This window comes from Saccharothrix deserti, assembly GCF_009769385.1.
GTDB lineage: Bacteria > Actinomycetota > Actinomycetes > Mycobacteriales > Pseudonocardiaceae > Actinosynnema > Actinosynnema deserti.
Genome location: NZ_VKAB01000091.1, coordinates 1 through 11677, shown reverse-complemented (window position 1 = coordinate 11677; position 11677 = coordinate 1). Strand labels below are relative to the sequence as shown.

Sequence of the window (11677 nt, the reverse complement as noted above, 5' to 3'; positions counted from 1 at the left end):
CCGCAACACCCAACAGCCAATCATCAGAAGGCAACCCGACCACCGCATCACCGGCCAGCCGCACCACCCGAGGCACCCGGAACGTCCCGCGCCGCACCGCCAGCTGCCCCTCACCGCACGCCAGCACCGCGGCGACACCGGCGTCGATCGCCGACCAGTCGTCCACGTCCACCAAGAACACACGGCCGGGGTTCTCCGTCTGCACCGACCGGACCATTCCCCAGACACCAGCCCCGACCAGCCCCGGCACCCCGTCCGAACCATCGGTGCCGACCGCACCGGAAGTCACCACCACGAGGCGGCTCTCGGCATCGTCGGAGTCCACCAGCCACGCACGAACCTTCGCCACTACCGCCGGCACGTCGGTGTCCACCACCCGCAGCACCTCGGCGACGTCTTCGGTCGCGGGCACCTCGAGCGAAACCCAGTCCACGCCGTACAACTCGTGCTCCGGCGCACCGGCGCCGAGATCGACCAGCGCCACACCGCGCACCCCCAGGCCGCCCCGGCAGACCAACTGGCCGGCGAAGTCCTCCAGCAGCAGGTCGACCCGGCCATCACCGGCGTCCCGGATCCTGACGCGCAACGCCTTGGCGCCCACGCCGAACACCTCGACGGCCTCCCACGTGAACGGCAGCAGCACCGCGCCGTCCGGGACGGGCAGGCCGAGACAGGTGACGGCCTGCATGGCGGCGTCCAGCAGCGCCGGGTGGATCGTGAACTCGCCTGCCTGCTCCCGCACCTGTTCGGGCAGTTCGACCTCGGCCCAGATCTCTTCGGCACCGCCCTCGCCGGGCCCGCGCCACACCTTGGTCAGCCCCTGGAACAGCGGCCCGTACCGGTACCCCAGTTCCCGCGCGCGCTCGTAGGCGCCTGCCACATCGACCGCCTGTGCCCCGGCAGGCGGCCACGCAAGGTCACCGCGCGGCTCGGGAACCACCCCGGTGTCGAGTGCGACGGTGCCCTGCGCGTGCAGGGTCCAGCCACCCTCCTCGACGCCTTCCGGCCGGGAGTGGATCGTGATGCTCCGCGCGTCGCCGTCCGCGGGCCCGACGGCCACCTGGACGTGCACCCGGCCGCGTTCCGGCAGAATCAACGGCGCCTGCAGCACCAGCTCACGGACCACACCGCACCCGGCCCGATCACCGGCGAACAACGCGAACTCCACCAACGCCGCACCGGGCACCAGCACCACCTCACCCACGGCGTGATCCGCCAGCCACGCATGGGAATCCAGCCCGATCCGCCCGGTGAACACCACCCCGCCCGACGACGGCTGCTCCACCACCGCGCCCAGCAGCGGATGCGCACACCCGGCCACCCCTAGACTCCCGGCGTCACCACCGCCCGAGTCCGCGTTCAGCCAGTACCGCTTGTGCGCGAAGGCGTACGTCGGCAGGTCCAGCACGGCCCCGGTGCCACCGCCGAGCAGCGCGCGCCAGGCCACCGGCAGGCCGCTGGCGTCCACCTGGGCCACCGACGTCAGCAGCCGGTGCACGCCGCCGTCGTCACGGCGCAACGTGCCCCCGGTGAAGTACCGGTCCTCGTCCGCGGCCACGCTCTCGCAGTTCTCCTGCACGCTGACCGTCAGCACCGGGTGCGGGCTGATCTCCAGGAACCGCCGGTAGCCCTGCGCGTAGGCGGTCTGCACCGCCAGGTCCAGCCGGACGGTGTCGCGGAGGTTGCGGTACCAGTAGTCCGCATCGAGCACGGCCGAGTCCACGAGGCCACCCCGGACCGTGGAGAAGAACTCCACCTCGGCAGCCGAGTTCGGCTCCACGGTGCCGAGTCGGGCGCGCAGCGACCGCTCGACGGTGTCGATCTGCGGTGAGTGCGAGGCGTAGTTCACCGGGATCCGGCGGGCGCGCACGCCCTCGGACTCGTACGCCGCGAGCATCTCGTCCAGCGCGACCGCCTCACCCGACACGACCGTGGTCGCCGGGCTGTTCACCGCCGCGACCCCGATCCGGTCCGGCCACTTCGCCAGCCGCTCCAGCACCTCGGCTTCGGGCAGCGGCACCGACACCATGCCGCCTTCCCCGGCGATGTCCAGCACCGCCCGGCTGCGCAACGCGACGATGCGACACGCGTCGCGCAGCGACAGGACGCCCGCGACGTGCGCGGCGGCGATCTCCCCTTGCGAATGGCCGATGACCGCGTCCGGTACGACGCCCAGTTCCCGCCAGGCCGCCGCGAGCGCGACGTACATCGCGAACGTCACCGGCTGGACGACGTCCACGGCGTCCAGTCCCGGCGCGCCCGGTTCACCGCGCACGACATCGAGCAGGTTCCAGTCCACGAACTCCGCCAGCGCCTCCGCGCAGTCCTCGAGCGCACGCGCGAACGCGGGCCAGGACCCGAGCAGCTCCCGACCCATGCCCGCCCACTGGGATCCCTGCCCCGGAAAGACGAAGACCGTGCGCTCGCTCGGCAACGCATGCCCGGTGAGCACGCTCGGTGCGTCGTTCCCGGACGCCACCGCGTCCAGCCGTCGCACCAGTCCCTCGGTATCCTCGCCCAGCACCACGGCGCGGTGCGGGAAGGACGACCGCTTGGCCAGCGCCACGGCGACGTCGACCGGATCGATGTCCGGCCGGTCGGCCAGGAAGTCCCGCAACCGGCTCGCCTGACCGGCCAGCGCCTCCGGGCTGCGGGCCGACAGCACCCAGGGCACCAGGGCAGGCCGATCGATGTCCACAACAGGCTGTGGCGGTGGTCCTTCTTCGAGGATCACGTGCGCGTTGGTGCCGCTGATGCCGAACGACGAGACGCCCGCCCGGCGCGGACGGCCGTTCACCGGCCAGTCCCGGTTCTCCCGCAACAACTCCACCGCACCGGCGGACCAGTCGATCTTGGTGCTCGGCGCGTCGACGTACAACGTGGCGGGCAGCACCCCGTGCCGCATCGCCTCCACCATCTTGATCACACCGGCCACACCGGCCGCCGCCTGCGTGTGCCCCAGGTTGGACTTCACCGACCCCAGCCACAACGGCGCTTCCCGCCCCTGACCGTACGTCGCCAACAACGCCTGCGCCTCGATCGAGTCGCCCAGCGGTGTGCCGGTGCCGTGCGCCTCCACGGCGTCGACCTCGGCCGTGGTCAGCCCGGCGCTGGCCAGCGCGTCCTGGATGACCCGTCGCTGTGCCGGACCGCTCGGCGCCGTCAACCCGTTCGACGCACCATCCTGGTTGACCGCCGAACCACGCACCACCGCCAACACCCGATGCCCCAACCGAAGCGCATCCGACAACCGCTCCAGCACCACCACACCCACACCCTCAGCCGGACCAAAACCATCAGCCCGATCCGAGAACGCCTTGCACCGCCCATCCGGCGCCAAACCCCGCAACTGCGAGAACCCGATGTAGGTGGACGGCAACGAGATCACGGTCGCCCCGCCGACCAGCGCCAGCGAGCAGTCGCCCGCCCGCAGCCCCTGCACGCCGAGGTGCAGCGCCACCAACGAGGACGAACACGCCGTGTCCACCGACACCGCGGGACCCTCCAGCCCCAGCACGTACGCCACCCGGCCCGACGCGAGGCTGGGCAGCGTACCCGCCACCAGGTGCCCGGCGTAGCCGTCGCGTTCGGTGTAGATCCGGGGCGCGTACTCCTCGTAGAAGATGCCGGTGTAGGTGCCGGTGGCCGAGCCCTTCAGCGCCTTGGGGTCGATCCCGGCGTGCTCCAGCGCCTCCCACGACACCTCCAGCAGCAACCGCTGCTGCGGATCCATCGCCGCCGCCTCCCGCGGGCTGATCCCGAAGAACCCCGCGTCGAAATCACCGGCGTCGTGCAGGAAGGCGCCTTCCCGCACATATGACTTGCCCTCGACCCCCTTCTCGGGGTCGTACATCCCCTCGACGTCCCAGCCGCGGTCGACCGGAAAGCCGGACACCGCGTCCCGTCCGCCGGCGATCATGTCCCACAGCTCCTGAGTGCCCGTCACGCCGCCGGGAAACCGGCACCCCATGCCCACGATGGCGATCGGTTCCGCCGCCCGGCCCTCGACCTCGGAGAGCCGTGAACGCAGCGACTGGTTCTCCGCGAGCGAGTTGCGCAGCGCGGAGACAAGACGTTCCTCGGTAGCCATGAAAAGTCCCCCTTCAGACGAGGATGCAGGTCAGCGAGCGGCTTCGAGCGAGCGGCCGCGCAGTTCGAACCACTCCTTGCTCGGCTGCCGGGTGAGCCGCCAGTAGCTGACGCTCGAACCCGGCCAGGCCTGCCGGTTCTGCCCGGACCGGTCGAGGAACCAGCTGTCGCAGCCGCCCGAGTTCCACACCGAACGGGCGAGCTTGGCGTGGATGCGCTTGTTGAACTCGCGTTCGACGTCCGCGCGGATCTCCAGCGACCGCGCGCCCGCCGCCCGCATCATGCGGACGCACTGGGCGATGTAGTGCGCCTGTGCCTCGATCACGAACAGGATCGACTGGCTGCCACCACCGGAGTTCGGGCCCATCATCAGGAAGAAGTTGGGGAACCCGGCGATCGTGGTGCCGAGGTGGGCACGCATGCCGTCGCGCCAGGCCTCCTGGATCGTCAGGCCGCCGCGCCCGGTGATCCGTTCCTCGGCGAGCCGGTTGTCCGTGGCGAAACCGGTCGCGAGGATCACGACGTCCGCCTCGTGGAACTCGCCGTTCTCGGTGCGGAAACCGGTGACCTCGAACTCCGCGATGCCCGAGTCGACCAGGGTGACGTCGTCCCGCATCAGCGCGGGGTAGTAGTCACTGGTCAGCAGAATCCGCTTGCAGCCGATCGTGTAGTCCGGCGTGAGCTTCGCGCGCAGCTCCGGGTCCGGGATCTGCTTGCGCAGCGTCCGGAGCGAGACCGCCTTGAAGACCTTCAGCAGCGGTGGGTGCATGAACGCGATGATCGCCAGCTCGTGGCTCCAGTAGGCGACGTTGCGGTACACCTTCTGACTGACCGGGAGCACCCGGAACAGGAACCGCTCGAACCGGCTGAACGGCCGGTTGGGCTTGGGCAGCACCCATTGCGGCGTGCGCTGCACGACGTGCACGTGCGCGGCCTGCCCGGCGATCGCCGGCACGATCTGCACCGCGCTGGAGCCGACGCCCACCACCGCGACCCGCTTGCCGGTCAGGTCGAGGTCGGGATTCCACCGCGCCGAGTGCACGATCTCGCCGGCGAACGTCTCCGCGCCCTTGAACTTCGGGATGTTCGGGTTGTGCAGCGCGCCGATCCCGGCGATGACGACCCTCGGCGTGAGCACCTCGCCACCGGCCACCTGGACCTGCCAGCGATCGGTGGCGTCGTCGTAGGTGTACGACAGGACCTCGGTGTCGAACCGGGTGACGCGCCCCAGGCCGTAGGTGTCGAACACCTCCTCGACGTAGCGCTGGATCTCCGGCTGGCCGGCGTACGTCGACTCCCAGTCGGCCTTGGGCGCGAAGGAGTACGAGTACATGTTGGACACGACGTCGCAGGCGGAGCCGGGATAGGTGTTGTACCGCCACGTTCCGCCGGCACCGCTCGCCTTCTCCAGGATCACGAAGTCCCGGACGCCCTTCTTGAGCAGGTTGATGGCGGCGCAGATGCCGGCGAGACCGGCGCCGACGATCACGATCTCGGGCTTGTCAGCCAACGGAGCTCACCTCTCGGAGTCGGTGAAGCAGTCGGGAGCGGGAGAGGGCACGACCACCGAGATGGGCCGCGGCACGACCTGGAGCTGGTAGGAGCTGTACGCACCGGTTTCGAGCTCGCCGTCGTGCTCGAGCTTCATCGGCGCGCCGTCGGTCCGTTCCAGTCGCGCTGTGCGGCCGCGGCCGTAGTGCACGCCCGCGACGTCGGTGATGTCGCCGGTGAGCGCCGCGGTGGCCAGCTCCTCGATCGAGGCCGAGGAGTCGATCACGCAGACGTCGAGCAGTCCGTCGTCCAGCACCGATTTCGGCAGCATCTTCAGCAGGCCGCCGCGGTACCGGACGCCGCCGACGATGGCCAGCAGCGTGGCGCACTCGCACAGCACCTCGTCGTCGACCACGACCCGGCCCGGATAGGGCACGTAGGTGTTGAGCACCTGCAAGGCGGCGGTCAGCAGCCGTTCCCGCCCGGTCAGCGGCAGCGTCGGCGCGATCACCAGGCACTCGGGCACCGCCCCGCTGGACACGCCGAGCAGGGTCGCGGTGTCCAGCTCGGCGAGGTGGATCAGGTCCATCGGCCGGATCTCGAACCGCCGTTCGGTGAACACCGCCGACACGACCTCCGGCCACGGCAGGTCGTCCCACAGCCCGCGGAAGTTGGAGTTCCCGGTGCCAGCGGGGGCGACCAGCAGTGCCGGGCGCGTCGCTTCGTCGACAGCGGCCACGCCACGGGCCACCTCACCGGCCGTGCCGTCCCCGCCGATCGCGACCACCACGTCGCGCGGCCGACGGGTGGCCGCCTCGACCACGCACCGCGTGCCGTCCTCCGGGCCCGCGGTCCGGACGACCTCCAGTTCGATGGTGCGCACGGCCTCCAGCTCGGCGACGAAGTCATCGGTCGGGCCACCGGCTGTCTTGTTCACCACTGCGAGTACACGCATGGGCGTACCACTCCCCCTTCTTGCTCAAATCAGGTTTGCGACGGTGGCGAGGCTGAACACCATGGACGGCGACACCCGGCCCTCGAAGGCGATGTAGTCGGGAACCAGGTGATTCGGATTCCACTTCATCTTGTACTCGAGCTGACTCTGCGCCGGGTAGAGGAAACTCCCCTTGGTGGCCAGCAGCCGGAACAGCCGGTCGACGCGTGGATTGGCGGTCGGCAGGCCGTGCTCCGGGTCGAGCCCGGTGAACGGCGTGAACCCGAAATGCAGCCAGGGAACGCCCTCGGCGCGGAACTTCTCGATCGCGCCGCTGTTGATCGCCTCCATCACCCCCGGCGGTGAGTCGGGCAGCCGGCGGCTCAGGTCGTGCAGCCAGCCGGGCCGTTCGCCGTACACCGGCGAGAAGGAGATGTAGGCGATGGGCCGTCCGTCCAGCCGCGCCAGGAACAGCCTGCGCATGCTCTGGGCCGCGCCGCCGACCTCGCCGATCATGAACTCGATCTCCTTGGTGAAGCGCCCTTTCGAACGCAGCCACGCCCGGTCGATCTCGCCCAGTTCAGCCTCGTGCCCGTCCAGGCCGACCTCGACGGGCTCGACGCCGAGCCGCCCGGCGCGGGAGATCTTGTTGCGCAGCTTGACGAACTTCTTGCCGCGCAAGGAGAAGTCGGCGAGTTCAACGGCGTAGGACATGCCGAGCTGGTTCACCCGCAGGCCGCGCTCGGCGTACAGCCCGGCGTCGCCACTCGGGATCTGGACCGCAACGACCCGCCGGTTCGCCCGCCGTGCCGACCGCCGGAACCGGTCGAAGAGCTCGCCGCGGTCCTCGGCACCCGCGATCGGACCGCCGAACTGGATCCAGTACCGCCCGACGGAGCGGTAGCAGATGATCCCGTCGATCTCGGGGTCCCGGAAGTACAGGTTTCCGTCGTTGAGGGCCAGGAACCCACTCGGATTCTCCGAGTGCTCCTGGAGCATTTCCACGACGTACTGCTGATCGTTGGTCAGGAGGCTTCCCATGGTCAGCCTTTCCCCTTTGCCAGCATCGCCGTCAACTCCTCGACCAGGAAATCGATCAGCTCGGCCGGGGTCGCGTAGTCGAACGCCACCGTCGGCGGAATTCTCATGCCGGTGAGGGCGGTCAGTCCGTTCCGGAACTCGATCGCGCTGAGGGAGTCGAACCCCATGTCCTCGAACCGGGCGGCGACGTCGATGTCCGCGCTGTCCGAGTAGCCCAGGACCGCGGCCAGCTCGCCCAGCACGACCTCGTGCACCCGCCGACGCCAGTCCTGCTCGTCCATGGCGGCGAGCTCGGCCAGCAGGTCGTCGGGCGCCGCGTCCGCGGCCGTCCTGCGTGGCCCACGCAGGATCGTGAGCACTCCGGCCCGTTCGCTCATCTCCCTCAACGCTGCGATGTCCAGGTCGGCGGCGACCAGGTGAGGACCGCCCGAGGCAACCGCCCGGTCGAACCGGGCCAGCGCGCTCCGCCGCGACATCGGGCGGACACCCCAGCGCCGCAGCCGGGACACCGCCTCCTCGTCCAGGCCGGCCGCCATGCCGCTGTCGGCGTCCCACAGGCCCCAGGCGATCGACTGGGCGGGCAGGCCCACCGCGCGCCGGTGTACGGCGAGCCCGTCCAGGAACGCGTTCGCCGCCGCGTAATTCGCCTGCCCCGGCGATCCGATGAGCGCGGCCAGCGAGGAGCACAGGACGAAGAACTCCAGCTCCTGGGTCAGCTCGTGCAGGTGCCAGGCGCCGTCGACCTTGGCCCGCAGCACTGCGTCCAGGTGTTCGGGCGTCAGCGCGTCGAAAACGACGTCGTCGAGCACGCCGGCCGCGTGCACGACCCCGCGCAGCGGTCCGGCGGAGGCAACCAGTTCGGCCACCGCCTCCCGGTCGGCCACGTCGCAGGACACCCAGTCGACCGCGGTGCCGAGATCGCCCAGTTCCTCGATGGTGTCGGGCTTGGGGGCGGTACGGCTCACCAGCAGCAGCCGCGACGCTCCGGACAGCTGGGCGACGCGGCGGGCCAGCGTCGTGCCGACGATGCCGGTTCCGCCGGTGACGAGCACGGTCCCGCCTGTCGCCGACTGCTTTGGTTCCGTCGCCCGCCCGCCGGTGATCCGCACGGTTCCGCCCGCATCCGGCAGCTGGTCCGAGCCCGCCTGCCCGCCGCTGACCAGCACGGTCCTGCTCGCCGCCGGCAACCGCTCCGGTTCCGCCTGCCCGGCGGGCACCAGTCGAGCGGCGTAGCACTGACCGTCCCGGATCGCGATCTGGTCCTCGCCACCGCGGGCCAGCGCGCCGAGCACGGCGGTCGCCGGCTGCTCGTCGGCGTCGACCAGCACCAGGCTTCCCGGGTTCTCGGACTGCGCCGAGCGCAGCAGCCCCCAGATCGCCGCCGCCTGCGGATTCACCTGCTCGCCGCCGACCGGTACCGCGGCGCGGGTGAGCACCACCAGCCTCGCCGCGCCTCCCCGGTTGTCCCGCAGCCAGGCGCGCACGTCCAGCACCGCGTCGTGCAGGACGGCCCGCAGTTGCCGGAGGTCACCGTCCCAGTCGCCGTCGCACTTCAGCACGTCGAACTCACCGGAACCGTCCTCTTCGGACACCCGGAGAGGACTCCAGTCGAGCCGGAACACCGTGTCGTCGTCCCGCCGCAGCTGATCGGGCGCGACGCCGCGCAGGGTCAGCGCCCGCACGCGGGCGACCGGACGGCCCAACGGATCGTCCAGCGCGATCGTGACCCGCCCTTCCCCGGTCCGGGTGGCGTGGACCCGCAGCCGCGTCGCCCCGGCGGAGTACACCTCGACCTGCTCCCAGGCGAACGGCAACAGCACCTGCCCGGCCTCGGTCGTGATGCCGAGCAACGCGGTGGCCTGGAGCGCCGCGTCGAGCAGCGCGGGGTGAACGGCGAACCGCCCGTCGCGTGCCTGCTCGGGAAGCACGACCTCGGCCCAGATCTGCTCGGTGCCACGCCATGCGGCGGTCAGCCCCTGGAACACCGGGCCATACCGGTACCCGAGCTCCCGTGACCGCGCGTAGACCGCGGTGATGTCGACGGGCTCAGCGGCGGGCGGCCAGATCGAGTCGTCGTGCACCGGCTCGGCGACGGACCCGCCGCCGGGCGAGGCCGAACGCGACTCCGGCACGGCGCCGACCGCCGGCCCGACCGAACCCTGCGCGTGGCGCGTCCACGCGGCACCCGGCACCCCGTCCGGCCGGGAGTGGATCGACACCGACCGACCGTCCGGCCCATCCGGACCGAGCACGACCTGCAGGTGCACCCCGCCGTGTTCCGGCAACACGAGCGGGGCCCGCAGCACCAGCTCACGCACCACCGGGCGACCAATCCGGTCCCCGGCGGAAAGCGCCAGTTCCACCAGCGCCGCACCCGGCAACAGCACCACGTCACCCACGGCGTGCTCGGCGAGCCAGGGAAAGTCGTCCAGGGCGAGCCGCCCGGTGAACAGCACGTCCCCGGATCCGGCCCGCTCCACCAGCGCACCCAGGAACGGGTGATCGGCCGGGCTCAACCCGAAGCTGCCCGCGTCCCCACCGACCGGCTCCGGGTTGAGCCAGTACCGCTTGCGCACGAAGGCATAAGTCGGCAGCTCGACGCGGGGCCGCTCCCCGATCAGCGCGGGCCAGTCCACCCGACCGCCGTGGACGTACACCGAGCCCAGTCCCTCGGTGAACGAGACGACCTCGTCCCGGCGGGAACGCAGCAACGGCACCGCAGGCGCCTCCACCGCCTGCCGGATCGTTGTGGTCAGCGCCGAACCCGGCCCGACCTCGACGAACCGCGCGCCGGGATCGAGACCCAGCACCGTGGCGATCGAGTCGCCGAAGCGGACCGGCTCCCGGACGTGCCGGACCCAGTAGTCCCCGGCGCCGTAGCCGTCTCCGATCAAGCGACCGTCCAGATTGGACACCAGCGGAATCCGCGGCGACGCGGCCGACAGCCGAGCCACCACGGACCGGAACTCGGCCAGCATCGGCTCCATCAGCACGGAGTGGAACGCGTGCGACACCGCCAGCCGGGTCGTCTTGACACCGCGCAACTGGTCCGCGATCGCCAGCACCTCGGCCTCCTCGCCCGACAGCACCACGGCGTCCGGGCCGTTCACCGCGGCGATCCCGGCGTGGGCGGTCAGCAGCGGCGCGACCACCGCCTCGGAGGCGTTCACCGCCACCATCGCGCCGCCGGACGGCAACGCCGTCATCAGCCGCGCCCGCCCCATCACCAGTGCCACCGCGTCAGACCGGCTGAGCACACCGGCCACGTGCGCGGCGGTGATCTCACCCAGCGAGTGCCCCAGCACCACGTCGGGCACCACGCCCAGCGACTCGAGCAGCGCCGTCAGCGCCACCTCGACCGCGAACAGGGCCGGCTGCGCGTACAACGTCTCGTCCAGCGCGCGAGAGTCGTCGCCCCACAGCACGTCCCGCAACGGCAGCGCGCAGTCGGCCGCGATCGCGTCGAACGTCTCCGCGAAGACCTGGAACGTCTCGTACAGCGCCCGCCCCATCCCGAGCCGCTGCGCACCCTGGCCGGGGTACACGAACACCGTCTTCCCACCGGACGCAGACATCCCGAACACGGACGTCCCGGCCACCGCGTCCAGCCGCCCCACGAGATCCGCCGTGGTGCCGCCGACGAGCACGGCCCGGTGCTCGAACGCGGTCCGCCTGGCCAGCGTCGCGGCCACGTCGGCCGCGTCGGTGCCGGGCCGATCGGTGAGGAATTCGCGCAACCGGGCGGCCTGACCGGCCAACGCCTCCGGGGTACGGGCGGACAGCACCCACGGCACCGCAACCGGCCGCGAAGCGGTGGCCTCGGCCGCCTTCGGCGCCTCCTCCAGGATCACGTGCGCGTTGGTGCCGCTGAACCCGAACGACGAGACGCCCGCCCGGCGCGGACGACCGTTCACCGGCCAGTCCCGCTTCTCCCGCAACAACTCCACCGCACCGGCGGACCAGTCGACGTGCCCACTGGGCGCGTCCACGTGCAACGTGGCCGGCAGCACCCCGTGCCGCATCGCCTCCACCATCTTGATCACACCGGCCACACCGGCCGCCGCCTGCGTGTGCGCGATGTTCGACTTCACCGACCCCAACCACAACGGCGCTTCCCGCCCC

At 71.3% G+C, this 11677-nt stretch carries 4 protein-coding genes and 1 pseudogene; all 5 read right to left on the bottom strand.

Annotation, left to right across the window (positions count from 1 at the left end; translation table 11 throughout):
* Positions 1-4054 (bottom strand): annotated as a pseudogene (locus FM051_RS48520) (type I polyketide synthase); the annotation flags it as partial.
* A 66-nt stretch (positions 4055-4120) separates the two neighbouring features.
* A complete protein-coding gene (locus FM051_RS48515) occupies positions 4121-5599 on the bottom strand; it encodes a flavin-containing monooxygenase (RefSeq protein WP_158854579.1) in 1479 nt (492 codons plus the stop codon).
* Between the two features lie 6 nt (positions 5600-5605).
* Positions 5606-6535 (bottom strand): diacylglycerol/lipid kinase family protein, encoded by a 930-nt coding sequence (locus FM051_RS48510; RefSeq protein WP_158854577.1) that lies wholly within the window; start codon positions 6533-6535, stop codon positions 5606-5608.
* A gap of 24 nt (positions 6536-6559) precedes the next feature.
* Positions 6560-7555, bottom strand: coding sequence for a bifunctional lysylphosphatidylglycerol flippase/synthetase MprF (locus FM051_RS48505; RefSeq protein WP_158854575.1), 996 nt, complete (start codon positions 7553-7555; stop codon positions 6560-6562).
* 2 nt (positions 7556-7557) lie between these two features.
* Positions 7558-11661, bottom strand: coding sequence for a type I polyketide synthase (locus FM051_RS48500; protein WP_274383911.1), 4104 nt, complete (start codon positions 11659-11661; stop codon positions 7558-7560).
* Between the last annotated feature and the right edge of the window lie 16 nt (positions 11662-11677).